The sequence below is a fragment of the Actinomycetospora cinnamomea genome (assembly GCF_003096675.1).
Lineage (GTDB): Bacteria > Actinomycetota > Actinomycetes > Mycobacteriales > Pseudonocardiaceae > Actinomycetospora > Actinomycetospora cinnamomea.
On the sequence record NZ_QEKW01000018.1, the window covers coordinates 61,964 to 86,109 of the forward strand.

The window sequence follows — 24,146 nt, forward strand, 5'->3', positions numbered from 1 at the left end:
TCGAACGATCAAGCCGTCGAGGTCACCCGGTGCGCTCGGTGCCGGATCCGTCGAGGATCCGCTTGAGGTCGGCGAGGGTCTGCTCGAGCCCCGCGCGGATGCCCGGACCGTCGGCGCGCTCGGTGTGCAGCGTGACGGTCACCCGGGACGCGGTGTCGCCGATGCCCGTCACGAAGAGCTCGCCGTGGTAACCGCTGGCGCGCTCGGCGCCCCAGCGCAGGCTGCGTGCGTCGCCGTCGGCGTGCATCCACGCCGTGCCCTCGTAGCGCTCGCCCTCGACGTTCGCCACCACGGCGACCTCCTCGCCGCCCGTGCTCGACGCCTTCTCCAGCCCGCTGAAGTACTCGGGGAGGTGGGACACGTCGGCGAGGTAGGCGAAGACCTCGTCGGGGCCGCGCTGGACGTCGGCGGTGTGCTCGTAGTCACCCATGTTCGGGGCTACCCCGGTGCCGCTGTGCCGACCCGCGCCTCAGCGGACGGCCGGGATGATGACCGCCCCGCCGCCGAACCCGGCGACGCCGGTGGCCTCCGCGCCGACGCCGAGATGGGCGTTGACCAGCACCGGCGCGGCGCCGGGGCGGGTGTCGCGGTCGGCACCCGTGCGGGCGTCGAGCACCACCGGACCGTTGACCGTCGTGCCGTACACCGCGCCGTGCCAGGCCGTCGTCAGCTGCGGGGCGACGCGGTTGGCCGCCGGGTCGGGCAGCTCCCAGAGCGGGGCGGCGGTGGTCGCGTCGACGGCGAACACGCGGGCGTCGCCGCCGCACACGGTGGTGGCCGCCTCGTCCCAGACGCAGCGCGGGGGCGTGTAGGAGCGGCCGACGTCCACGGTGCGCACGGTCGCGCCGCGGGCGTCGACGAACCGCAGCGATGCCGACGGGGCCGTCAGGGTCGTGGCCGCCGTGCGCCCGGAGACGACGGCGAGCCCGGGCCCGGCCGGCGTGATCTCCGGGCCCCGCAGCACCTCGCCGTCGAAGCGGCGCAGGCCCGTGACGACGTCGAGGCCCACCACCGTCGACGAGGCGTAGGCGCGGCTCTGCCCGGGCGTCGTCGCCACACCCAGCGCCGTGCCACCCGCCGGGCCGTCGGCGAGCACCGCGTCCACCGCGACGCCGTCGGCGGTCCAGAGCACGGCGTGCGAGGTGAGGTCGACGCCGAGGGCGGTGCGCCGGGTGTCGGTGCCCGCGGTGAGCACGGCGACGCCCGCCACGACGCCGGCCACGCGCAGCGCCACCGCCGGTGGGCGATCCGCCCACGGCAGCACGGTCGGTGCGCTCCAGCGCAGCGCGCCGGTGGCGGCGTCGAAGGCGAGCAGCTCGACCGACAGGCCGGGCGGGGTCGTCCCGGAGCCGGGGACCACGCTCGCCGCCCCGACCAGCACCGCCCCGTCCCCGGTGGCGACGGGCCGGCCCGCGGCGTGGCGCCCGGGCGGGGCGGCGGGACCGGGGATCTCCGCGCCGGTGGAGTCGACGCGCAGGACGCGGCCGCCGTCGGTGGCCCAGACGGCGGTGCCGACGAGGGCGGCGGGCAGGTCGTCGGCGTCGCGGCCGAACACCCGCGTGCCCGACCCGACGAACAGGCTTCCCGTCGGGGCCGCGAACCCCGTGGGCGGGTCGTACGCCGGTGGCGGTGCGTCCTCGACGTCCGCACCACCACACCCGGTGAGCACGCCGAGCACGGTGAGCACGGTGAGCACGACCACCACGATCACCCGCCCGGCGACCGGGCGACCTCCGACGAGCACGCCGGGCAGCGTTCCATGCCGCTCCCCGCTCCTCCGCGGGCCCGCCCGCGGGCGCTCACTCCGACGCGACGGCGTCCTCCGCCGCGCGGCGCGGGGTCACGACCGGCAACGGGCCCGTGGCCTGGGCCAGGCGCCGCTGGGCGCGGGCGATGCGGGCGGCGTGCTCCGCGGCGGCGGCCTGCTCGGCCTTCCGCGCCTTGCGCTCGGCGCGGTTCGGGCGCCTCACGGGCTCGTCAGGGGTGGGCGCGGCGGTGTCGTCGACAGGGCCGGCGGGCGGGGCGACGGGCTGGGCCTGGGGCAGCGCGTCGGCACGGCGGCGCAGGAACGACATCGCGTTCTCCTCGATCACCTCGGGCGGCTTCCTCGTGGGCAGTGTCGTCCGCGACCCGCCGGGCGTGACGGTGTTCCACTCGTTCGTGTCGGTCCCGTGACCAGCGACGATGCCCAACAGCGACACCCCGTACCGGACCGGCAGGAACCGGACGGACGCCGTCAGGACCCCGCGCCCGCGATCAGGTCCGCCGCACGCTCGCCGAGCACCAGCGCGGTGGCCGCCGGGCCGCGGCGGGGCACGGTCGGCAGCACCGAGGTGTCGACCACCCGCAGCCCGCGCAGACCGTGGACGCGCAGCTCGGGGTCGACGACGGCGCCGGGGTCGTCGGCCGTGCCGAGCCGTGCGGTGGCGCACAGGTGGGCCGAGGTGGTGAGGTGCGCATCGATCCACGCGTCGAGCCCGCGGTCGTCCAGCCCGTCGACGGGACCCAGCGCGAGCGCCCCGGCCGCGAGCAGGTCGCCGGCACGGCGCACCACCTGCCGCATGCGGGCCCGGTCGTGGCCCGAGGCCAGGTAGCGGTGCTCGAGCCGCGGCGTGCCGCCGGGTACCGGCGCGTCGAACACCATGACCCCGCGGCTCTCGGGGGCCTGCAGCGCGCACATGAGGTGGCAGGGCCCGCCGGGCGCGAACGGACGCGCGAACAGCAGGATCTCGAGGTCGCCGGCCGGGTCGTCGCCGGCGTCGAGGTGCACCGCGGCCTGGGCGCCCGGCGCCTCGGGGTGCAGTGCCGCGCCCCCGGTGGTGTCGGGGAAGGCCAGGTATACGCTGGGGTGGTCGGAGTACCCGCGCCCGACGCCGGGGCGCGCGTGGCGCACGGGCAGCCCGGCGGCACGCAGCGCGTCCGGCGGGCCGATCCCGGAGAGCGCGAGCAGCTGCGGGGTGCACACCGACCCGGCGGACAGCACGACCTCGCCCGCCTCGATGCGCTCACCGGCCCCGTCGGGCCCGATTCCCTCGACGCCCACCGCGCGGTCGCCGTCGAGCAGCACCCGGGCGACGGTCACGTCCCCGCGCACCGTGAGGTTGGGACGGGCGAGGTGCGGCAGCACGTAGGCCATCGCGGCGTTGACCCGCACGCCGCGGCGCACGTTCGCCGGGACGAGGCCGGCGCCCGGGGGCGCGTCACCGTTCTTGTCGGGCTCGACGGGCACCCCGATCCGCGCGGCGGCGTCGAGGAACCGCTCGGTGACCGCCGCCCGCAGCTCGCCCGCCGGACGCACCACGGGGACCGGGCCGGCGTCGCCGTGCAGGGGGCCGCGCACGTCGAGGTCGTGCTCGCCGCGGACGTAGTACGGCAGCACCGCCTCGTACGACCACCCCGGCCAGGAGTCGAGATCCGCGCGGGTGGCGCGCAGGTGGTTGGCGCCGTTGACCGCGCTCGACCCGCCGAGCAGCCGCCCGCGCCCCACCCGCGTCCGGCGCCCCGGCGCGAGCTCCACCCCGACGTCCCAGGTGTGCGGGCCGTCGGGGTCGGCCGCGGCCAGCGAGGCGACGGCGCGGACGTCGTCGGGGAACTGCGCCGGGTCGGTGACCGCCGGGCCCGCCTCGAGCAGCAGCACCCGGCGGTGCGGGTCCTCCGACAGGCGGCCCGCCAGCGCGCAACCGGACGAGCCGGCGCCGACCACCACCACGTCCCAGGACACGGTGCGTCAGCCTCGCAGCCGAGGCGGCGCCGCGCCGGGGCACCCGTGATCAACGGGGACTTCGCGCGCGTAGACGCAGCGAACAGCGCGTTCGCTGCGACCTCGGGAGCCGCGGGCTACCGCGGGGTGTCGGAGAGCTGCTCCTGCGGGTGGGCGGCGACGTACTCGGGCACGGCGTCGGTGTTCACCGCGAACCACAGGTCACGGCCGGCGGTGTCGTCGAGGTAGACCACCGACTGGTCGCCCTCCGTCCCGGTGCCCGTGCTGGGCACGGTGAGGAACGAGATCGCGGAGTTGCGCAGGTCCCGCATCCCGAACGCCAGCTGGGCCATGCCGGTGGTGGTCAGCGAGTCGTCGACGCCGACGTGGCGGGTGACCGTGTCGACGAGCGCGTAGGCGCTGGTCGGGCTGGACAGCGTCCCCGACGACAGCGCCTTCTGGACGAACGCGCGCAGCGCGGCCTGCTGGCGCTTGACGCGGTCGAAGTCGCCGCCGGGCAGGTTCTCGCGGTCGCGGACGTAGACCAGGGCCTGCTCGCCGTTCAGGTGCTGCTCACCGGCCGGGACGACGACGCCGTCGCGCTCGGACTGCTGGCCGACGCTGACGTCGATGCCACCGACGGCGTCGGTCATCTGCGCGAAGCCCGCGAAGTCGATGACCGCGAAGTGGTCGACGTGCACGCGGGAGAGCTGCTCGACCGTCTGGATGAGCAGCGGGGGCCCGCCGAAGGCGTAAGCCGCGTTGATCTTGTTGCGGCCGTGACCGGGGATGTCCACCCACGAGTCGCGGGGGATCGAGACGACGCTGGCGCTCTGGCCGTCCCCGGCGATCGTCGCCACCATGATCACGTCGCTGCGCTGCGAGCCGAAGACGGCGTCGGGGGCGGCGTCAGTGCCGGTGGTCGGGTCGGGCGAGCGGGTGTCGGTGCCCATGAGCAGGAACGTCTGCCCCGCCGAGTCCGAGGGCCGCGAGGACGGGTCGATCGGCGCGAACACCGAGGGGTAGCGGCCGACCTGCGAGCCCAGGTGCTGGGTGACGAGCACGATGCCCGCGGCCGCGAGCAGCACCAGCACGAGGAGCCCGATCAGGCCGTAGGCCAGCGCCCGAAGGCCGCGACGCCGCCGGCCGCGCTCCTCCGGATCCGGGCCCCCCGCCCCCTGCTGGTCCATGACGCTGCCGATGCTCATGCCCCGACCACCCCTGCTCCCGCGCCGGCGACCCGGATGGTCGCGACCCACTCCCGTTCCTCTCGGACGACGAGCGGCTCTCGTTACGCGGCGCACGGCGCAGCCCCGTCCGACGTGACCCAGCGTGACACCCCGGGCGTGGTCGGTTCCCGGCGCCTCGGCGCTCCCGACGGGCCGACGCCCGACCGGACGCCACCGCTCCGCCCTCTGCCGCAGGGCGGCAACTACGCTCGAACGGGTGACCCTCGACCGTGAGCCCGGCGACACCGCTCTCGACCCGGAGGCCGTGGCCCGCGAGGCCGCGGCGGCACGCGAGGTCCTGGAGGCCCTCGGGGCCCTCGAGGACGCCGATCCGGTGCCCGCACCACGTCCGGAGGTCCTGACGCGCGTGCTCGAGGGCCTGCGCGACCTGCCCGCCGTCACCCGGGACGCCGCTCGCCCGGCCGGCCGGGACGACGGGCCGGGCGGGGGCCCCGCGTTGCCGCTCCCCCGCCGGCGCACCTGACCCGCGTGTTCGCCGCCGGCGGGCCCGCGAGCGGGCGACGTCGGCGGGTCACCCGTCCTACGGTGGTGGGCACGCGCCGTCGACGCCGCGCTCCCGCCCCGGCGGGAGGCGACACGAGGGAGGTAGCGCGGTGACCGTTCCCGACCCGGGCCATCCCGACGCCCGTCCCGGCCCCACCACCGGCATGGACCCCGTGCCCCCGTCCGTCCCGCCCCCACCGCCCGGCGACCGGCCGGACCCCGACCGGCCCTGGCCGCGCGACCCCCGCCGCCCGGACCCCGGCGACCCCGACCCCGGCGAGCGCCTCGCGTTCGTCGCCCTCGGCCGCGACGACCGGCGCCGCCACGTCGTCGACGTCGCCTCCGGCGAACCGGGGGATCCCACCGGCCTGCGCGCCCGCTGTGGCGCCGCGGTCGAGCAGGTGGTGCCGGGCCTGCACGTCGGCCAGGCCGACTGCCCGGGATGCGTCCTGCCGGTGCACCGCTGAGAGCGCGCCCGGCCGGCTCGACGGCCCCCGTCAGTCGTCGTCGTCGGGTCCGGCGCGGCGCACGCAGAGCAGGCGGTCGCCGCGCTCCAGGGCGTCGACCTCGGGGGCGTCCATGGCGTGCACCACGCCGTCACGGACGACGCCCAGGACGATGTCGCGCAGGTGACGGGGCGACCCCCCGATCTCGGCCTCGGTCACCTGGCGCTCCCCGATGCTCATGCCGGCCTCGGGCGAGATGAGGTCCTCGACGACGGAGACCACCGCGGGCGTGGTGGTGGCCATGCCGAGCAGCCGGCCCGCCGTCTCGGCGGACACGACGACGGAGTCGGCGCCCGACTGGCGCAGCAGGTGCACGTTCTCGGCCTCGCGCACCGCGGCCGTGATCATGATCTTCGGGGCCATCTCCCGGGCGGTCAGCGTCACCATCACGGCCGTGTCGTCGCGGTTCGTGGCCACCACCAGCGCCGTCGCGTGGGGCAGGCCGGCCGTGCGCAGCACCGAGGACTGGGTGGCGTCGCCCCGTACGGTCACCAGTCCGAGCGCGGACGCCGCGTCGAGGCGACCGCGGTCGGTGTCGACGACGACGATGTGGTCGACGTCGTGGCCGTCACCGCGCAGCGTCGTCACCGCCGCCTGCCCCTTCGTCCCGTAGCCCACGACCACCACGTGGTTGCGCACGCGCGACCTCCACCGTCGGATGCGGAACGCCTGCCGGGACCGTTCGGTGAGCAGCTCGACCGTGGTGCCGACGAGGACGATGAGGAACAGCAGGCGCAGCGGGGTGATCGCGAGGATCGTCCACAGCCGCGCGGACTCGGTCACCGGCACGATGTCGCCGTAGCCCGTGGTCGAGAGCGACACGGTGGCGTAGTAGAAGGCGTCGATCAGCCCGATGCCGTCGTCGCTGTTGTTGTCGGTGTACCCGTCGCGCTGCAGGTACACGATCAGCGCGGCAGCGGTCAGCGCGCCCAGCGCCAGGACGAGACGGCGAAGCAGCGCCACCACGGGACCGACGGTCCCCTCGGGCATCTGCACCGACGCGCCCGGCGCCGCGCCCTCCGGCATGACGTCGCGCGTCACCCGGCTTCGCAGGACCATCCCCGGCCCTCCCGACCGACCCCGTCACCGACCTGGCGGGACCGACGGCCGCGCCGGGAGGACACTACCCGGTGCGCCTACGGCGCTCGTGAGCAGAGAGAAGTGCCCCAGCACGTCCTCCTGCTCACGAGCGCGGTGCGCACCTCAGGTCGCGGGATAGCGGTGGTAGCCGGGGAAGTTGCCGTACAGGTTCTCCCCGGGCGGGCCCTCGGTGACGGCCTGCACCAGGTACTCGCCGCCGACGAACGCGCCCTTCCACGACTCGCCGCGCCCGCCGAAGGCCTCGTCCTTGTCGCCGCGCGAGCGCAGCTTGTTGATCCCGACCTTGAACGCCTGAACCTGCTCGGCGAGGCGCTCGGCCTTCTGCTGGTCATCGCAGGCGATGCTGGCCACCAGCGCCCCGTTCGACGCGTTCATCTGCGCGAGGAGCTCGGCCTCGGTGTCGACGACCACGACCGAGTCGACGGGGCCGAACGGCTCCTCGTGCATCAGCCGCGACGCGCCCGGCGGGGCCAGCATCGCGACCGGCGCGTGGTAGGCCGAGGTGTCCTGACCGGGCAGGAAGCGCCCGGTGTCGAGGGTGCCGCGGTAGAGCGGCACGGCGCCGTGGCGCAGCGCCTCGGCGACGCTCTCGTCGAGCTCCTGCGCCTTCGACGCCGAGATCAGCGGCCCGAAGTCGAGCGCGGGCAGGTCGTCGGTCGAGCTCCCACCCGCATCCACCGCCACCGGGTGCCCGAAGCGCACCCCGGCGAGGACCGGCAGGTAGACGGCCAGGAACTGGTCGACCAGCTGGCGCTGGACGACGAAGCGCGGGTACGACGTGCACCGCTGCTTGCCGTACTCGAAGCCCTTCTTGAGGATCTCCGCGAAGGTGTCCCAGTCGGAGAAGTCCCAGATGCCCCAGGCGTTGAGGCCCTCCTGCTCGAGCATGTGGCGCTTGCCGGTGTCGGCGAGCTGCGCGGCGACCTTGCCGCCGTTGGAGCGCCCGCCGACGAAGGCCAGCGCGCCGATCTCGGGCGAGCGGATCAGCGCGTCCGAGAGCTCGGAGCCGTCGCCGGAGAGCAGCGTCGCCGGCAGGCCCTCGCGCACCATCAGCGCGTGGGCGACGGTCAGCGTCATCCAGCCGCCCTGCGTGGGCGTCTTGGCGACGACGCCGTTGCCGGCGAGCAGCTGCACGAGCTCGGCGTGCACCTGCACGCTCATCGGGTAGTTCCAGCTCGCGATGTTCGAGACCGGGCCCTCGAGCGGCACGCGCTTGGCCGGGGCGCCCTCGACGTCGCGGGAGAGCATCCCCTCGATCTCGTCGACGTACCAGCGCACGCCCGAGATCGCGCGGTCGACGTCGGAGCAGGCCATCTTCCACGGCTTGCCGATCTCCCAGGCCAGCAGCAGGGCGAGGTCGTCGCGCGCGCCCTCGATGGCGTCCAGCGCGGCCGACACCCTGCGGCGGCGCTCGTCGAGCTCGGTGCCGGCCCACGAGCGGTGGGTCCGGTGCGCACGCTGCACGGCGTCGGCGGCGGTGGCCGCGTCGACCTTGAGCATCGTGCCGAGCGACGACCCGTCGTTCGGGCTCGTCTGCTCCGAGGGCGTGCCCACGGCCCGCCACTCGCCGTCGATCAGGTTGGCGGGACCGTCGTCCGCGAAGGCCTCCCCCACCAGGCCGCGCACGCGCGCGGTCACCGCGGACCAGGTCAGGTCCTCGGGAACGTGCAGGTCCTGGGTGCCGGTCGTGCTCTCGCTCATGCGCCGTCCTCCCGTGCCGGTCGTGGGCGGGCTCCGACCATAGGCAGGTCGGAGGCCGGATCGGAACCGTCGGAGCGGAGGGGACGCCAGGTCGACGCCGGGCCGCCGCACCGGCTCCCCCGCGACACACCGCGTGTACCGGCCGACACGGAGCGTCGACGGCCGGCGCAGCTCATGACGCATGTCGCCGAGCGGTCCCCCCGCTCGGGTGAATAGTTGAAAGACGAAGTCAGAGTGTGGGCATCCCCGAGTCACCAATCGTGACAGCGACCCTCGACGACGCGCCCCCGTCACCCGACGGTGGCACGACACGTGTGGGTCGGAGCGGGACGGCGTGGACGGCAGGCGCGCCGAGCGCGGAGGAGAGACCCGATGGACCACGAGCCCTGGTGCCCCGACGGGGCGGCGGGATGCACGGAACGCACGGAGGGCGGCGAGGGGACCGGGAGGGCCGAGAGGACCGCCCGCGCCGACGGCGACCCGGCGCTGCTGGCCGTGGGGGCCCTGGACGCCGGGCCCGGGGCGCCGGCGGCCGGCGGGGTCGACTGGGTGGCGGCGCTGGCCGAGCTCGACGACTGCGACGGCTACGTGGTGCTCGCCGTCGACCCGCAGACCGGGGAGGTCGACGCCCACGGGCCCTACCCGGGGATGGGTGCCCTGCGCGCCGCCGAGGACATGCGCGAGACCCTCGACCGCGAGGAGCTCGAGGACGTCGTGGTCCGCGTCGTGCGCTGGCACGGCGCGTGAAGTGACGCGGCTCACCACGGCCTGAGGGCAACCTGAGCGCCGGTCACCTCATCGGCGCAGTGACCGTGGCCGCGTGGGCTCTACCGTGGGCACCAGCGCCGGCCGCGGAGCGGGCGCTCGTACGTCGCCCGGGCACCCGGGTACGGGGGGAAGTCATGAAGACGCTCGCGCTCGCCCTCGGCGGGCTGGCCGTGTGGGTCGCCGCGCCCACGGTCGCGATGGCCGCGCACGGCACGATCGACCAGCGCACCCGCGCCGCGTGGCGGGCCCGCGCAGCGCACGCCGGCGTGCCCGCGCCGGCCCCGGTCGTCGCCATCCCCGCGCAGCGCGGCGCCGACGCGGGGACGCGCGCAACGGCCCGGGTGGTGTAGGCGCCCGGGCCAGGTCGGGATCGCACGGGGCTCGCCCCGGGCCGCGGCAGCGGCTCGAACGGCGACCCGCCGAACCCCCCCCGCGCCCCGATGTCGTCCGGTGGGACCTGACCGTGACGCAGCCGCGACCTCATCGCGCGTCCGGGTAGACCGGGGGCATGCGCACGCTCGAGGTCACCAAGCTGCGGGACCTGACCGGGCCGGGGCACACGGACGCCTTCGGCATCGGCGGGACCGACCTGGGCGCGGCGACGACGGCGCCCGACGGGCGGATCGTCGCGGTCTTCGGCGACACCTTCGAGCGTGCGGGGGTCGGCGGGCCGGGCTGGCGCTCGCCCGTGGTCCTCTTCGCCGACCCCGCGTCGGTGCGGACCGGGCTCGTGTGGACCGGCGCGGCCGGGCCCAGCCGCGACTACGCGGACCAGGTCGTCGCGTACCGACACGGCGCCCGCATCGGCGGCCGGTGGGGCGGGCTCGTCGGCGGCCGCACGATCACGACGGTGCTGCCGACCGACGTGATCACCCTCGGCGACACGATGTACCTGCACGTCATGGCCTGCCAGGGCCTGGGGAACGTGCACTGGACCGAGATCCACCGCTCGACCGACGACGGGGTCACCTGGGAGCCGACCGGCACGTGGTGGCCGGGCGACCGGCAGGCGGGGCTCTTCCAGATGCTCACCTGGGAGCTCGGGCCCGACGGGTACGTCTACGCGCTGACTACCGGCTTCCGGCGCGACCAGGGCCTGCTGCTGCACCGCGTCCCCGCCGAGCGCCTGCTCGACCCGTCCGCGTGGGAGGGCTGGGGCCACGCCGACGGCACCTGGGGCTGGGGCCGCCCACCCACGCTCGTGCTGCCCGGGGCGTTCGGGGAGCTGTGCCTGCGGCGGGTCGGCGGGCAGTGGTGGCTCGCGGCGTTCGACGCCGGGCAGTACCGGGTCGACCTCGTCCCGCTGCCCGACGGCCCGACCACGAACCTGCACACCGCCGAGCGCCTCACGGTGATCGCCGGCTGCGGCTGGCACGACGAGGACCACGCCTGCGGGCGCGTCGCCCAGCCCTACGGCGGCTACATCCTCCCCCGCTCCACCCCCGACGAGCTCCACCTGGTCGTCAGCCAGTGGAACACCGGCACGAACTGGCCCTACCGGGCGATGCACTTCCGGGCGCGGGTGCGCGACTGAGCCGCACCGGGCCCCGACCGCTCACGGTCCGGGCGCGGCGACCTCGCGGGCGAAGACCACGGTGTTGTCGCGGTAGGAGCCGGCGCTGCGGTCGAAGCCGCCGCCGCAGGTGATCAGCCTCAACTCGGCACCGGGGGTCGGGCCGTAGACGCGGTCGGTGGGGAAGGCGTCCTTGGCGAACACCGACACCTCGACGACCTCGTAGGTCACGGTCACGCCGTCGGCGCGGGTCACGGCCGCGCGGTCACCCGCGCGCAGGCGGCCGAGCTCGTAGAAGACCGACGGTCCGCGGGCGGCGGAGTCGACGTGCCCGATGATCACCGAGGGGCCCCGGCGGCCGGGGGTGACGGAGTGGCGGTACCAGGCGGCGTGGTCGTAGCCCGGCGAGCCCTCCGCGGGGACCTCCATCGTGCGGTCGGGGTTCAGGCCCACCCGACCGACGGGCGAGTCGACGCCGATCGCCGGGATGCGCAGCGCCACAGGCGGGGACGACACCGCGAACGGCCCCGCCGCCTCGGCCGTGCGCCCGGGCGGGGCCGGCGGTGCGCCCGCGGCGGCGGGCGACGGGGCCGGCGGCGCTCCGGTCTGGTGCGACGCGGCCCAGCCGAGCAGGACGACGCCGAGCGCCGCGAGCAGGACCGCACCGGCCGCCAGCACCCGACCGAGGCGATCGGCCGGGCGCGTGGACGACGCCGGCGGGGCGTCGTCGTGCGTGGCCGCCACGGCGCGGTCCTCCCTCCTCGCGCGACGGGTCGGCGACCCCGCCCCCCGCCCCCGGGCGAGGCCGGGGTCGCCGACGTCGTCGGTGTCCGTGGGTGTCCTCAGCCCTCGCGACGGCGCCGGTACGCGGTCGCGCCCAGGGCCCCCGCGCCGGCCAGCGCCAGCGCACCCGCGCCGACGAGACCCCCGTGCTCGACGCCCGAGGTCGAGCCACCGCCGGTCTCCACGCCGCCGGACGGCGTCTGACTCGTGCCGCCACCCGCGTCCGACCCGGACCCGGAGCCGTTGCCCGACCCGTTGCCCGACCCGTTGCCCGACCCGCTGCCCGACCCGCTGCCCGAACCGCTGCCCGAACCGTCCTGGCCGCCACCCTCGCTCCCGCCGGCGCCTCCGGCGCCGCCGGGCTGGCCGGCCTGCCCCTCGGCACCAGGCTGGCCACCGGGCTGTCCCGCCCCCGGCTGGCCGGCACCCGGCTGGCCGGCACCCGGCTGGCCGGCACCCGGCTGTCCCGGCTGGCCCTGCCCGGCGGCCGGCGCCGGCTGCCCGGGCGCCGCGCCCTGCGGGGCCTGCGGGGCCTGCGGGGCCTCGGAGCAGCCCGCGAGGACACCGAGCCCGAGGGCCCCGACGAGGGCCGGTGCCGCGATGAGCCGACGTGCCCTGTTGCTCACGATCATGCTTTCTCCCCGATCGTCGTGGTGTGCGCGCCCGGACCGGCGAACCCCGGTCGTGGTGCGCGGGAACCCTGCCCTGCCGCCGCGAGCGGCACACCCGACCGGCCCTCGTCGCTACGACGAACGGCCCCCCGAGAAGCGGCGAGCGGCCGCGATGATCACTATCGCCCCCTGGCCGCTACCGTCCGCGCGGTGCTCGGCATCGTACGGCCCTGCCGTCACCACCTCTCCCCCTCGTTGCACCGCCGCTGGACGGCGCACCTGTGCGGCACGTGCCTCGCCCTGCGCGACGGCCACGGACAGATCGCGCGCTCCGCGACCAACGTCGACGCCCTGCTCGTGTCGGTGCTGACCACGGCGCAGGCGCCCGCGGACGTAGATCGCCGGGCCGGACCCTGCCCGGCGCGCGGGATGCGCACCGCGACGGTCGTCTCCGGCGACGGCGCGCGGCTCGCGGCGCACGCCGCGCTCCTGCTCGCCGCGGGTCACGTCGCCGACCACGCCGACGACCGCCAGGGCGCCTTCCGTCACGGCCCGGTCGCCGCGGTGGGCCGGCGGGTCGCCGCGCGCTGGAGCGACCGGGCGCGGGCGAGCGCGCCGCCCGGGTTCGACCCGTCGGCGCTGCTCGCGGTGCCCGCCCGCCAGCACGCCGTGGAGCACGGGGCCGGCGTGGTCACGCTCGACGAGGCCACCGCCCCGACCGCCGACGCGGTGTCGGCCGCGTTCGCCCACACCGCCGTGCTCGCCGGGCGTCCGGGCAACGCGGCGCCGCTCGCTGCGGCGGGGGCGGCGTTCGGGCGCCTGGCCCACCTGCTCGACGCGCTCGACGACCTCTGCGACGACCGCCGCCACGGCCGCTGGAACCCCGTCGACGCGACCGGCGCGGGCGTCGAGGCCACGCGGGCGCACGCCCGGCGCCAGGTGGCGGTGCTGGCCGCCGTGCTCCCGCGCGTCGAGCTGCCGGCCCCGGAGGGCCTCGACGCCCGCCTGACCCACCGCCTCCTCGTCCACGAGACGGACCGGGCGCTCGCCCGCTCCCACGCCCGGACGGAGCAGCCGCCCACCGACCAGCCGCAGCAACCCGGCGACCCGGGCCACGCCCGTCCGCCCCGGGGGTTCGTCGCCGGCTGCGTGGCGGCGGCGGGGCTCTGCTGCACCGGACAGCTCTGCTGCGCCGACGAGTTCACCGGTCCGTGGAGCGGCCGGCCGCGGTCCAACCCCTGCGCGAACTGCGGCGACTGCTCGGAGTGCGGGTGCGACTGCTGTGACTGCTGCCCCGACGGCGACGGCTGTTGCGCCTGCGGCGACTGTGGCAACTAGGGCCGTCCGGCGCGCCGGCGCCCGACGAACGGAGGAATTCGGGCGCCGAAGGGACGACCCGCCGTTGCCGACCCGCTCCCGACCCGTTGGACCCGGTCGGGTGATGCTGACGGCGAGGACCCCGGCAGCGGGGCCCGGGCGGAGCGGAGGCACGAGGAGCGCATGTCGCAGGCGACGGTGGTGGCGGGGCGCTACCAGCTCGGCCCGGCTCTGGGCCGCGGCGGCATGGCCGACGTGCACGCGGGCCTCGACGTGCGCCTCGGGCGCGAGGTGGCGATCAAGGTGCTGCGCGCCGACCTCGCCCGCGACCCGTCCTTCCGGCTGCGCTTCGAGCGCGAGGCGCAGAACGTCGCCGCGCTGAACCACCCCGGGATCGTCGCGGTCTACGACACCGGCGAGGTCGCCGGCGAGCAGGTGGACCTGCCGTTCATCGTCATGGAGTACGTCAGCGGATCGACCCTGCGCGACATCCTGCGCGCGCACGGGCCGATGCCGCCCGAGCGCGCCTGCGCGGTGATGGCCGACGTCTGTGGGGCGCTGGGCTTCAGCCACGAGCACGGCGTCGTGCACCGCGACGTCAAGCCCGCCAACATCATGATCACGCCGGGCGACGTCGTGAAGGTGATGGACTTCGGCATCGCCCGCGCCCTCACCGAGACCGGGCCCGGTCTCACCGGCGACATGGTGATCGGCACCGCGCAGTACCTGTCGCCCGAGCAGGGCCTCGGGCAGGAGGTCGACGCCCGCGCCGACGTGTACGCCGCGGGCTGTGTCCTCTTCGAGCTGCTCACCGGCGAGCCGCCCTTCACCGGCGACAGCCCCGTGGCCATCGTCTATCAGCACGTGCGGGAGGACCCGCCCCTGCTCGCGGCGCTCGCTCCGCCCGGCGTGACGATCGGCGTCGAGCTGGAGGCCGTGGTCCGCCGGGCCATGGCGAAGAACCCCGAGAACCGCTACGCCACCGCGGCCGAGATGCGCGCCGACCTCCTGCGCGTGCTCGCCGGCGAGCGGCCCGACGCGCCCGCGGTCCTCGCCGAGCACGACCGCCTCACCGACCCCGACGACCCCACCGACCCCGGCCGTCGCCGCGCCGGTGGCACCGACACCGGCCTCACCCCGACCCTGGGACGCGGCCTCCACCGCGTCGACGCCGACCGCTCGCCCCGTACCGGGGCACACGCGGCCGTGGCGCAGCCCGGACGGTCACGCCGGCGTCTGGCGGCGATCGTCGTCGGGCTCGTCGCGGTGCTCGGCCTCGGCGGCTGGTGGCTCCTGGGCCCGTCCGACAGCGAGGTGCCGCGCCTCGTCGGGCTCACCCGCGACGAGGCCGTCCGGGCGGTCGCCGACGCCGGCCTCGCCCCGATCGTCGTCCCGACGGCCTCGACCCCGGAGCAGGTCGACCGGGTGGTGACCGCCTCCCCCGACGTCGGCGCGCGCGTCGACCCGCAGTCGCCGGTGACCCTGCGGATCGGCCGCGGACCCGGCCTCGTGCAGGTCCCGCTGCTCGTCGGGCGCAGCCCCGAGGCGGCGCGGGTCGCGGCCGAGGGCGCGGGGCTCGTGCTCACCCCCGTCCCCCGTACCCGCGAGACCGACGACCCCACCGAGGTCGGTCAGGTCGTGGGCCAGGACCCCGTGCCCGGGTCGCTGCGCCCGCCCGGCAGCGCCGTCGAGCTCGTCGTCGGGCAGCGGCGGACGACCCTGCAGGTCCCCGACGTCACCGGACGGTCGCGGGAATCCGCGGAGGCGACGCTGGAGGGCGTGGGCCTGGAGGTGTCGTTCCGCGAGGTCGACGGCGGTGGCGCGGCGGGGACGGTGGTCGGGCTGGCGCCGGGGCCCGGCACCCCGGTGCCGCGTGGCAGCACCGTCACCGTCGACATCGCGCGCTCCGGTTCGGCGCCCACCTCCGGGGCGCCCTCGGACGGCTCGGGCGGGTCGTCCGGCGCCGACGGCGGCGAGGGCGACCCCGGCGCCGGGGACGCGGGCGAGGGCGGCTCCTCCGACACCGGGGGCGGCGACGCCTCGGACCAGGGCGACGACGGGTTCTTCGACGGCCTGTTCGGCTGACCGTCTCGCACGACGACCCACGGTTCCCGGCCGGGCGGCGGCACGGCTGACACAGGATTCCCCGATCGATCCACCGGACGGCCCATCAAGGGCGGCCGGTCGGCGCTCGATGGAGAGGGTGACCGTACGTCGGCCCGTCGCCCCGAGGGACGTGATCAGATGTTCCGCCGCCCGACCAGCACCGCCGCCACCACCGGCACCACCCTCCGCCCCCGTCGCGTGGGGGACGACGCGGACCGCCGCGACCACGTCGAGCGCGCGGCGCGCCGGGCACGGCACTCGCGGCGGGCGCGCCGTCGCGAGGCGGTCGACACCGCGGCGCTGCAGGCCCGTCTCGACCGCGTGCACCGCCGCCTCGTCGAGGTGGGCTCGGTGCAGGTGGCCACGCGCCCCCAGGCCATCGACAACGACACCGCGCGCCGCGACCCGCTGACCCGTCCCTTCGTCGCGCCCCGGCCGATGCGCGGGACGGCGCCGCTGGCGGTGCCGCGCTCCGCGTGATCGTGCACGCCGCGTGACGACGCAGCGCGATTATCGCGAACACTCTGGCTGAGCACCGGCTCGCGAACGCACACCGTCACGATCTCGGGCGCCCGCACCGAGGGAGGTGGCGTCGCCGGATTCCGGGGCCCGGTTCGCGAGGAGGCCGTCCGTGCACCCGGTGGAACCCGTGTCCCGGCTCCCGGCGGGTCGTCGCGCGGCACGGGGGCGACGGCTCACCACCCCGCAGCTCGAGCTGACGCACGGTGACCAGCGGCTGCTGGTGCCGGCGGGACAGCCGGTGACGATCGGTCGCGACGAGGGCGCCGGCTTCCGGGCCGTGCACCCGCTCGTCTCGCGGGTGCACGCGGAGCTGCGGCCCCTGCCCACCGGATGGGAGCTGATCGACCGCAGCCAGAACGGTGTCATCGTCGCCGGGGCGCGGTTGCAGCAGCTGCGCCTCTCGCCCGACGCCACACCGCGGCTCGAGATGAGCCTGGGCGTGGGTGGGCCGCAGGTCCGGCTGGCTCTCCACGCGGCCGCGGCCGACCCGGGTGCGCCGACGACACCTCACGGCACTGACCCTCCCTGGGCCTCGTGCTCGGGATGGTCCTCGGACTGCTCGTCGTGGGCCAGCGCGCGCACGACGGCACGTCGGTGCCACCGCCCGGCCCGGCGGCCACCGCGGCGGCGCCGGGCCTCGCGGCCGCGTTCCCCGACGTCGCGGCCCTCGGCGGGGTGTGCGCGCCCTACGACACCGGGCCCCTCGCCTACACCACGTCGACCGGCGCGCGGGCCGTCGCGGTCATCCGCTGTGACCACGGTGCGGCGGTGCCGGGCGGCTGGGTCTACTACACGCAGTGGCCGTCAGCGGCCGACGCGCGGCACTGGCAGGCCGACCGGGTCCGGTGGGGACCGAGCGTCGACGGCCGCACGCAGTGGGACGTGGGCGGAGAGGAGCAGGGGGCCTGGCACACGCAGGCGGAGGCCGACGGGACCGTCTACGCGACGGCCGCGTACGCCGACCGGCCCTACGGCGACGAGGTGGTCACCCGTTCGCCGCAAGACACGGCCCGGGTGTTCGTGGCGATGCGCCTCCTGCCCGCCGACGCGATCGCGGGCTGACGAGGGCCCTGACCAGCCCCGACCGCCTCTGACCAGCCACGACGCGAGCTTCGCGACCGTCGGGGCTGCTCCGGCGGAGCATCCACCCGCCACGAGGGGATCACAGCACGTCACCAACGTCGACGAATTCGGCGACCCTGCTGGTCTCTCCGCCGGGCATCCCACATACTCTCGGTGACGACCGGGGGCCCCGTCCCTCCCCCGGAACCCCCGAACAGGAGAACCGGCCCATGAGCACCGAGGCCCCCGGCCACTCGCCCTCGTCGTCGTCCGGCGACCCGGTGGAGATGTTCGGGCCCTATCGCCTCGAGGAGCGCATCGGGCGCGGCGGGATGGGCGAGGTCTACCGCGCCTTCGACACGTCCCGGCAGCGCACGGTCGCCGTCAAGCGCCTGCACGGCGGGCTCGCCGACGACGGCGACTACCAGGAGCGGTTCCGTCGCGAGTCGCGCACGGCCGCGCGCCTGTCCTCGCCGCACGTCATCCCGATCCATGACTTCGGCACGATCGACGGGCGCCTCTACATCGACATGCGCCTGGTCTCCGGGGTCGACCTCGCCGAGGAGATCGAGCGCCACGGGCGGCTCGAGCCCCGCCGCGCGGCGGAGATCGTCCGCCAGACCGCCGACGCCCTCGACGCCGCGCACGAGGACGGGCTGATCCACCGCGACGTCAAGCCGTCCAACGTGCTGATCACCCAGCACCGCGGCCGCGACTTCGTCTACCTCGTCGACTTCGGCATCGTCCGAGCGATGGGCGCCGACACGAAGAGCTCGCTGACCGGCACCGGCTCGGCCATCGGGACGCTCGCCTACATGGCTCCGGAGCTGTTCCTGGGCCGCGAGATGGACCGCCGCGTCGACGTCTACGCCCTGGGCTGCCTGCTGTTCGAGGCGATCGCCGGACGCCCGCCGTTCCTCTCCGAGGGCCCGGGGCTCATGTACGACCACCTCAACGAGACCCCGCCGACGCTCTCCCAGGTCGCGCCCGGCTCGCCGCCGGCGCTGGACGCGGTGCTCGCGACGGCCATGGCCAAGGACCCGGCCGCCCGCTACGCGACGGCCGGCGACCTCGCCGACGCGGCCGTGCGGGCCGCCGGGGGCGAGGCGCCCGTCGGGGCGGGGGCCGGGACGGGCGCCGGATCCGACGACGCGACGGTGCGCAACGTGAGCGCGGGAGCCCTGGCTGGTGGGGTGGCTGGTGGGGTGGCTGGTGGGGTGGCGGCCGCGGGCTCGCAGGGGGCGACGCCGACACACGTCCCGCCCCGCCCGGCCTCCGGACCGCAGCCGCAGCCGTGGACCCCGCAGCAGACCGGCGGCCCCTCGCCCTTCGGCTCCCCGCAGGGTTCGGGGCCCCAGCCCACGCCCGGCGCCCCCGGCTACGGTCCGCCGCCCGCCGGCTCGACGCAGGGCTACACCCACGGCTTCCCTCCCGGCACGGCGACCCAGGGCTACGGGCAGCAGGGCTACGGGCAGCCGGGCTACGGCGGCGGCCAGTATCCGCCGCCGCCAGGGTCCGGGCCGCAGGGCGGCTGGTACGGCCAGCCGCCACAGCCACCGAAGGGTGGCAAGGGGAAGGTCGTCGCGATCGTCGCCGGCGTCGCGGTGCTGCTGCTCGTCGTGGTCGTCGGGGCCGTGGTGCTCCTGGGCCAGGGCGACCCGTCCACGCCCGCGGCTCCGCCGTCGACCGGCACGCCGGGGGCCTCGGCCGCGCCGTCGTCCGCCGTGCCGTCCTCCGCCGCGCCGTCCACGTCTGCCGCGGTCCCGGCCGGCCAGCCCGCGATGTCGCAGGTGTTCCCCGACTCGTCGCGGTCGCAGTGCGCGCAGCGGGACCTGACCGCCAACCCGGTCCGCGCGCAGAGCGGCGCGATCGCCACCGAGGTCATCGTCTGCGACTACTCGAGCGTCGCGCCCGGTGCCCAGGTCATCTACTCGCGGTGGGCGGACGCCTCGGGGGCCCGCGCCTGGTACGACGACACCGCCGCCCTCGGGCCGCGCATCGAGGAGTTCGACGTGTGGCAGGCCGGCGGCGTGCAGCAGGGCCCGCTCTACACCGCCCGGTCCAACGGCACCGTCTACTCGACCGGCGTCTACGAGGGCCTGCCGTTCAGCTGGGAGATCCGCACGACGACCCTGGAGCAGTCCAACCAGATCTTCGAACAGATCCGGTTCAGCCCGCGGACCGCGTTCGGCGGCTGACCGTCCCGGACCCGATCGCCCCGACGGGGTGGACACGTGACGGACGACGGTCCGGACGAGGTGACCGGGCAGGTGCGTCGCCCCCGGCGTCGGCGGCTGGTCGTGTCGCTGGGCGTCGAGCGGCATCGCGCGATCGCGCCGACGGAGGACCTCGCCGGCCGCCCCACCGCGGTCACCCCCGGGCGGCTGCACCGGCGCCCAGCGCACCTTCACCGTCGTGATCTCCACGTCCGGCGGTGACGCGGCCGGTCCGGAGATGTGACGATGACCCACCCTGACCAGGGGTGACACCGCCCGCGAGCTGCACGAGCACGGCACCGATCGAGGAGGGCCCCGTGACCAGCACCGACCCGGTCCCCGCGCCGTGACGGCCTCGGCCTCGACCTCGGCCCCCACGTCGGGCGCCGGCTCCGCACGCGGCCCGTGGATCGCGAGCGCGGCGCTCGCCGTCGCGATCGTGGTCGCCGCGGGCCTGGCCGTCGTCACCCTGGTGACGAGCTCGTCCGCGCCCGCCGCCGAGGCGCCGAGCGTCGCGCCCGCCCCGCCCGCGGACGCCCCGCCGTCCCCGACGACCCCGCCCGGTGCCCCGGCCACGGCCGACAGCGCAGGCCGCGCGCTGCCCGCCGCCGTCGCGACCGGTGTCCAGGGCCTGTACACGGCGCTCGGCACCGGGGACCTGGCCGGGGTGCAGTCGCGCTACGAGCCCTCGACCGCCGTCGACGCCGCACCGTGGTCGGAGGTCGAGCCGCTGATGGAGAATCCCGCCAATCGCGAGGCCCTGCTCGCCGCGCTGCGCGAGCCGCCCGAGCGGCGCGCGGGGGGCTACCGGTACTCGGCGGGCGGCGCACGGGTCGGGGTCGACGGGCAGGGCCGCATGACCTTCCTCCTGCTGCCCTGATGCCGGTGGCCGCCGCGTCCTCGCCGTCGGGCCCGACGCCTACCGTGCGCGCATGACGTACGACCCCGTCCGTGCGGGCGCCCGTCCGGGGCCGGGTCGGATCACCCCGCTCGAGGTCCAGGTCGCCGGCCGGTCGCGCACCCTGCGTCCGGGCGAGTCGCTGGTGATCGGCCGCGACGAGGCATCCGACCTGCAGGTCCTCGGGCCGCGCGTCTCCCGCGAGCACCTGCTGGTGCGCTCCACCCCCGACGGCTGGCAGCTCGTGGACCGCAGCCGCAACGGGTCGTTCGCCGGCGGCCGCCCGTTCCGCGAGATGGCCGTGACGGGTCCGGTCACCGTGCGGCTCGGCGATGCGCAGGCCGGCCCGGAGCTGCGCGTCGCGACCCTCCCGGTCCGTCCCGCGCGGGCGCCCGGGGCCGCCGGTGCACCGGCCCACGACCGCACGGTGACGGTCCCGGCCGCGGAGCGGTCGTCGGCGCAGGGGCGGCTCTCGGCGGTGCACCAGCTCTCCTCGACGGCCGACCTCCCCCGCGCCGGGGCCGGCCCGATGCCCCGCGTGCGCATCGGGCGCGCCGAGGACAACGACGTCGTCGTCGCCGACCTGCTCGTGTCCCGGCACCACGCCGAGCTGGTGCGCCGCCCCGACGGCGGCTGGGACATCGTCGACCTCGGCAGCCCCAACGGGACGTTCGTCGACGGCGCCCGCGTGCGGCGCGCGCCGGTGACGCCGACGTCGGTGGTCGGGATCGGCCACGCGCTGTTCCACCTCGAGGGCAGCCACGGGGAATCGGTCGCGCTCGTCGAGCACGTCGACACCGGCGACATCGGCTTCCGCGCCGACGGTCTCACCGTGCGTGTGGGCGAGAAGACGCTGCTCTCGCGTGTCGGCTTCTCGCTGGGGCAGCGCAGCCTGCTCGCCGTCGTCGGGCCGTCGGGGGCGGGCAAGTCGACGCTGCTGCGCGCCCTGACCGGCTTCCGGCCCGCCGACGAGGGCGTCGTCGAGTACGCGGGGCGGGATCTCTACGCCGAGTACGACGAGCTGCGCCAGCGCATCGGGCTCGTCCCGCAGGACGACATCCTGCACCCGCAGCTCACCGTGCGCCGCGCCCTCGGCTACGCGGCCCGCCTGCGCTTCCCCACCGACGTGTCGGCCGCCGACCGCGACCGGCGCATCGACGAGGTGATCGGCGAGCTGGGCCTGACCGGGCAGGCCGACCAACGCATCGACTCCCTCTCCGGCGGACAACGCAAGCGCACCAGCGTCGCCCTCGAACTGCTCACCCGCCCCTCGCTGCTCTTCCTCGACGAACCCACCAGCGGGCTCGACCCCGGCCTCGACAAGTCGGTCATGCACACCCTGCGCGACCTGGCCGACGACGGGCGCACCGTCGTCGTGGTCACCCACAACGTCACCCACCTCGACGTCTGCGACCGCCTGCTGCTCCTGGCCCCCGGCGCGCCCGGAGAAGGAGGCGGGGTCGCCTACTTCGGGCCCCCACGCGAAGCCCTGCAGTACTTCGGCGTCACCGACTTCGCCGACCTCTTCCTGCTCCTCGACCGCCAGCACGACATCGACTGGGCCGAGCGCTTCCGGCGCTCCCCGCAGTGGGCCCGCTACATCGGGGCCGACGCGCTGCGTCCCGCCGGGCGCGCGGCCACCGTGCCGGTCGAGGCGCCGCGCCAGCAGCCGGTGCTCACGCAGTTCGCGGTGCTGTGCCGGCGCTACCTCGCCGTGGTGCTCGCCGACCGGCAGTACACGATCTTCATGGCCGCGCTCCCGCTGCTGCTCGCCGTGCTGACGCACGCCCTGCCCGGCGACACCGGGTTGTCCCAGGCGGCGCAGGCACGCGGCACGCCCGGGTCACCGAACAGCCTGCTGCTGGTGTTCGTCGTCGGCGCCGCGCTGATGGGCTCGGCGGCCGCGATCCGGGAGCTGGTCAAGGAACGCGAGATCTACCGCCGCGAGCGCGCCATCGGACTCTCGCGGGGGGCGTACCTGGCGTCGAAGCTGATGGTGCTCATCGTGATCACCGGGGTGCAGTCGGTGCTGCTCGGCGTCCTCGGGATGCTCGGACGCCCGGCGCCCGACGAGCCCGTGCTGCTCGGCTCGGGCACCGCCGAGATCGTCGTCGCGCTCGCCGGGGTCGCGGTCGCGAGCATGGCGCTGGGCCTCGCCGTGTCCGCGGCGATCACGAACGCCGACCGCGGGATGCCGCTGCTGGTGCTGCTCGCGATGCTGCAGTTCATCCTGTCCAGCGCGCTGCTGCAGATCGGTCGGAGCCCGGTGCTGGCGCAGCTGTCGTGGCTGGTGCCGGCGCGGTGGGGCTTCGCGCTGGGCGCGTCGACGATCGGTATCCCCAGCGGCCCCGGGCTGCCGACGCCGTACCGCGAGAACGATCCGCTGTGGGACCACGACGCCGTCACCTGGCTGCTCGACCTCGGTGCGCTCGTCGGGCTCACGGTGCTGTTCGCGGTCCTGACGAGCCTGCTCCTGCGCCGCGTCGAGCCGATCCGCGGCGGCCGCCGGCGCTGAGCCGGGCTGCCAGGGTCGCGCCAGGAGCATCCCGCTACCCCGGACCGTCCGGGCGTCGACGCCACCGGGCCGCGACGAGGAGCCCACCACGAGCGGCGAGACCAGCGAGCCCCGCTCGGACACGACCACCACCAGCAGCAGCTGGGAGAGCACCTCGGTCGAGACGAGCGTGGACCTCCACGCCGGGTTCCGGAGCAGCACCTCCACCTCGGGCGTGACCTACACCAGCGAGGACGGCACGACCTACGCCCCGACGGCTGCGCGGTCGCGGAGCGCGGCGGCACGCCGTCGACGACCACCTACGACACCGGCTACGACGGCTACGACGGCTACGACGAGTCGACGGTGACCGACGCAGACGGGGACGCCGAGACCGCGTCGGGCGACGAGGACCGGGACGGGTACGACCAGTACGCGATCTCCGATCTCCACCAGGACGGCGCGCTGGACGAGGTCGTCCTCGACACGAACGCAGACGGCTGGGGCGACGCGGCCACACGACGGCGGCGTGCGGCGAGGAGGGCCCCGTCGCGGTGGCGGACACCGACGGCGACACCGACGCGGACCTGGTGGTGCCCGCGGTGTGACACCGCCCGCCGTGGTCGGCGGGTCGTGGGGGTGGCGGGAACGCTTCGGTTCCCGAAGGGTCCCCCGCGGCGCCTCAGACATCCCATGGGGCGGGAGGTCAAGCGGCGGCGGCCTGCCGGTGGGCCCAGGCGTTGGTCTCGTCGTAGCGGGTTCGGGTCTTGAGGCAGCCGTGCAGGATGCCGACGAGGCGGTTGCCGAGCTGTCGTAGCGCGGCGTGGTGGCTGGTGCCGCGGGCGCGTAGTTGGTCGTAGTAGGCCCGCGCGCCGGGTGAGGCGTTCAGCGCGCAGAACGCCCATTGGTGGACCGCGTCGCCGAGGCGGCGGTTGTGGGCGTAGCGCGCGAGCACGACGGTCCTGCGTCCCGAGGCGCGGGTGATCGGGGAGGTGCCGGCGTAGTTCCGGCGAGCCTTGTGATCTTGGTAGCGGTGCGGGTCGTCGCCGAACTCGGCGAGCACCCGGGCGCCCAGCACGGTCCCGAGTCCCGGCTGGCTGAGGTAGATCTCAGCG

At 76.2% G+C, this 24,146-nt stretch carries 23 protein-coding genes and 1 pseudogene; 14 read left to right on the top strand and 10 right to left on the bottom strand.

Annotated features, from left to right (window positions below; translation table 11 throughout):
• Nucleotides 1-22: 22 nt before the first annotated feature.
• The 5 genes from C8D89_RS24090 to C8D89_RS24110 all read right to left on the bottom strand — a co-directional run bounded on the left by C8D89_RS24090 (nucleotide 23) and on the right by C8D89_RS24110 (nucleotide 4,908).
• Nucleotides 23-430, bottom strand: a complete 408-nt coding sequence (locus C8D89_RS24090) for an SRPBCC family protein (protein WP_116710680.1) — start codon at nucleotides 428-430, stop codon at nucleotides 23-25.
• A 39-nt stretch (nucleotides 431-469) separates the two neighbouring features.
• Nucleotides 470-1,744: a hypothetical protein gene (locus C8D89_RS30870; protein ID WP_116710681.1), complete on the bottom strand. Its 1,275-nt coding sequence runs from the start codon at nucleotides 1,742-1,744 to the stop codon at nucleotides 470-472.
• Nucleotides 1,745-1,799: 55 nt separating this feature from the next.
• Nucleotides 1,800-2,192, bottom strand: a complete 393-nt coding sequence (locus C8D89_RS24100; protein WP_133252049.1) for a hypothetical protein — start codon at nucleotides 2,190-2,192, stop codon at nucleotides 1,800-1,802.
• A gap of 44 nt (nucleotides 2,193-2,236) precedes the next feature.
• Nucleotides 2,237-3,721, bottom strand: a complete 1,485-nt coding sequence (mftG, locus tag C8D89_RS24105; protein WP_243418336.1) for a mycofactocin dehydrogenase MftG — start codon at nucleotides 3,719-3,721, stop codon at nucleotides 2,237-2,239.
• 116 nt (nucleotides 3,722-3,837) lie between these two features.
• Nucleotides 3,838-4,908: an LCP family protein gene (locus tag C8D89_RS24110; RefSeq protein WP_116710683.1), complete on the bottom strand. Its 1,071-nt coding sequence runs from the start codon at nucleotides 4,906-4,908 to the stop codon at nucleotides 3,838-3,840.
• Between the two features lie 238 nt (nucleotides 4,909-5,146).
• Here C8D89_RS24110 and C8D89_RS24115 point away from each other — a divergent pair, with 238 nt between their 5' ends.
• Together C8D89_RS24115 and C8D89_RS24120 are read left to right on the top strand one after the other, a co-directional pair.
• A complete protein-coding gene (locus tag C8D89_RS24115; protein WP_116710684.1) occupies nucleotides 5,147-5,413 on the top strand; it encodes a hypothetical protein in 267 nt (88 codons plus the stop codon).
• 130 nt (nucleotides 5,414-5,543) lie between these two features.
• Nucleotides 5,544-5,900: a hypothetical protein gene (locus tag C8D89_RS24120; RefSeq protein ID WP_116710685.1), complete on the top strand. Its 357-nt coding sequence runs from the start codon at nucleotides 5,544-5,546 to the stop codon at nucleotides 5,898-5,900.
• A gap of 30 nt (nucleotides 5,901-5,930) precedes the next feature.
• On the opposite strand, the gene C8D89_RS24125 is transcribed toward C8D89_RS24120, so the two are convergent.
• On the bottom strand, nucleotides 5,931-6,965 hold the full coding sequence (locus C8D89_RS24125) for a potassium channel family protein (protein ID WP_243418342.1): 1,035 nt from the start codon (nucleotides 6,963-6,965) through the stop codon (nucleotides 5,931-5,933).
• A gap of 177 nt (nucleotides 6,966-7,142) precedes the next feature.
• A complete protein-coding gene (locus tag C8D89_RS24130; RefSeq protein WP_116710687.1) occupies nucleotides 7,143-8,741 on the bottom strand; it encodes an aldehyde dehydrogenase family protein in 1,599 nt (532 codons plus the stop codon).
• Between the two features lie 372 nt (nucleotides 8,742-9,113).
• On the opposite strand from C8D89_RS24130, the gene C8D89_RS30520 reads away from it, so the two are divergent.
• The 3 genes from C8D89_RS30520 (at nucleotide 9,114) to C8D89_RS24145 (ending at nucleotide 11,043) form a co-directional block, all read left to right on the top strand.
• Nucleotides 9,114-9,488, top strand: a complete 375-nt coding sequence (locus tag C8D89_RS30520) for a hypothetical protein (protein ID WP_243418337.1) — start codon at nucleotides 9,114-9,116, stop codon at nucleotides 9,486-9,488.
• A gap of 155 nt (nucleotides 9,489-9,643) precedes the next feature.
• Entirely contained in the window at nucleotides 9,644-9,859 is a 216-nt protein-coding gene (locus tag C8D89_RS24140) for a hypothetical protein (RefSeq protein ID WP_116710688.1), read from the top strand.
• A 158-nt stretch (nucleotides 9,860-10,017) separates the two neighbouring features.
• Nucleotides 10,018-11,043, top strand: coding sequence for a DUF4185 domain-containing protein (locus tag C8D89_RS24145; RefSeq protein WP_116710689.1), 1,026 nt, complete (start codon nucleotides 10,018-10,020; stop codon nucleotides 11,041-11,043).
• Nucleotides 11,044-11,064: 21 nt separating this feature from the next.
• On the opposite strand, the gene C8D89_RS24150 is transcribed toward C8D89_RS24145, so the two are convergent.
• On the bottom strand, nucleotides 11,065-11,766 hold the full coding sequence (locus tag C8D89_RS24150; RefSeq protein WP_116710690.1) for a class F sortase: 702 nt from the start codon (nucleotides 11,764-11,766) through the stop codon (nucleotides 11,065-11,067).
• Nucleotides 11,767-11,864: 98 nt separating this feature from the next.
• Entirely contained in the window at nucleotides 11,865-12,437 is a 573-nt protein-coding gene (locus tag C8D89_RS24155) for a hypothetical protein (protein ID WP_116710691.1), read from the bottom strand.
• A 189-nt stretch (nucleotides 12,438-12,626) separates the two neighbouring features.
• Here C8D89_RS24155 and C8D89_RS24160 point away from each other — a divergent pair, with 189 nt between their 5' ends.
• From C8D89_RS24160 to C8D89_RS24200, 9 genes and pseudogenes are all read left to right on the top strand, one after another.
• On the top strand, nucleotides 12,627-13,754 hold the full coding sequence (locus tag C8D89_RS24160) for a DUF5685 family protein (RefSeq protein ID WP_116710692.1): 1,128 nt from the start codon (nucleotides 12,627-12,629) through the stop codon (nucleotides 13,752-13,754).
• Nucleotides 13,755-13,916: 162 nt separating this feature from the next.
• Nucleotides 13,917-15,818, top strand: coding sequence for a Stk1 family PASTA domain-containing Ser/Thr kinase (gene pknB / locus C8D89_RS24165; protein ID WP_116710693.1), 1,902 nt, complete (start codon nucleotides 13,917-13,919; stop codon nucleotides 15,816-15,818).
• Nucleotides 15,819-15,977: 159 nt separating this feature from the next.
• Nucleotides 15,978-16,319, top strand: coding sequence for a hypothetical protein (locus C8D89_RS24170; RefSeq protein ID WP_116710694.1), 342 nt, complete (start codon nucleotides 15,978-15,980; stop codon nucleotides 16,317-16,319).
• A gap of 280 nt (nucleotides 16,320-16,599) precedes the next feature.
• Nucleotides 16,600-16,755 (top strand): annotated as a pseudogene (locus C8D89_RS31215) (FHA domain-containing protein); the annotation flags it as partial.
• Between the two features lie 140 nt (nucleotides 16,756-16,895).
• Nucleotides 16,896-17,423 carry a hypothetical protein gene (locus C8D89_RS30525; RefSeq protein WP_243418338.1) on the top strand — a complete coding sequence of 176 codons (528 nt, stop codon included), beginning with the start codon at nucleotides 16,896-16,898 and terminating at the stop codon, nucleotides 17,421-17,423.
• Nucleotides 17,424-17,653: 230 nt separating this feature from the next.
• Nucleotides 17,654-19,621 carry a serine/threonine-protein kinase gene (locus tag C8D89_RS29900; protein ID WP_243418339.1) on the top strand — a complete coding sequence of 656 codons (1,968 nt, stop codon included), beginning with the start codon at nucleotides 17,654-17,656 and terminating at the stop codon, nucleotides 19,619-19,621.
• Nucleotides 19,622-19,657: 36 nt separating this feature from the next.
• Complete coding sequence (locus tag C8D89_RS24190) at nucleotides 19,658-19,861, top strand: hypothetical protein (RefSeq protein ID WP_116710695.1); 204 nt, start codon at nucleotides 19,658-19,660, stop codon at nucleotides 19,859-19,861.
• Nucleotides 19,862-19,985: 124 nt separating this feature from the next.
• On the top strand, nucleotides 19,986-20,519 hold the full coding sequence (locus tag C8D89_RS24195; RefSeq protein WP_116710696.1) for a hypothetical protein: 534 nt from the start codon (nucleotides 19,986-19,988) through the stop codon (nucleotides 20,517-20,519).
• Nucleotides 20,520-20,571: 52 nt separating this feature from the next.
• A complete protein-coding gene (locus C8D89_RS24200; protein WP_116710697.1) occupies nucleotides 20,572-23,052 on the top strand; it encodes an ATP-binding cassette domain-containing protein in 2,481 nt (826 codons plus the stop codon).
• 685 nt (nucleotides 23,053-23,737) lie between these two features.
• On the opposite strand, the gene C8D89_RS24210 is transcribed toward C8D89_RS24200, so the two are convergent.
• On the bottom strand, nucleotides 23,738-24,146 hold a 409-nt coding region (locus C8D89_RS24210; protein WP_133252050.1), incomplete at its 5' end, for a transposase.